This window comes from Rhodococcus sp. T2V (assembly GCF_029269925.1).
GTDB classification, from domain to species: domain Bacteria; phylum Actinomycetota; class Actinomycetes; order Mycobacteriales; family Mycobacteriaceae; genus Rhodococcus_F; species Rhodococcus_F koreensis.
Genome location: NZ_JARJBD010000515.1, coordinates 1 through 444 on the forward strand (window position 1 = coordinate 1; position 444 = coordinate 444).

Sequence of the window (444 nt, forward strand, 5' to 3'; positions counted from 1 at the left end):
TCGGGGTGACGCCCTCGGTGATCACCCGGGTGCGGAATCGTCCCGGGGTGGCACGGGGTCCGCGGCGCATCAACCTGCGGTCGAAGACCAGCGTGACCTGGTCGGGGCGGCCGAGGTCGAGGTTGTCGCGGATGACGTGTTCGAAGAACACCCGCCCGGAGACCGGGGCGTCGAGCATCTGGGTCAGGGAGAACTCCGCCTGCAGCACCGACAGGTCGTAGCTGCCGACCATGTCGAGCAGCCCCTCGCTGATCGCGTAGCGGGCGGTGGCCAGGTCCGCGATCCGCCCGGCATGCATCACCGGGATGTCCAGTTCGTGCTTGACCCGACCGGCGAAGTCCAGATGGACCGCGGCGGGTGTGCCCATCGGTGCGATGATCTTCGCCATCGTGTTGTCGGAGTCGAGGTTTCCCTTGATCACGCTGAGGAAGTCGATGCCCTCGG

At 67.3% G+C, this 444-nt stretch carries 1 pseudogene; it reads right to left on the reverse strand.

Annotated elements, in window-relative coordinates:
- Positions 1 to 421: pseudogene (locus tag P3H15_RS55190) on the reverse strand (hypothetical protein); the annotation flags it as partial.
- Between the last annotated feature and the right edge of the window lie 23 nt (positions 422 to 444).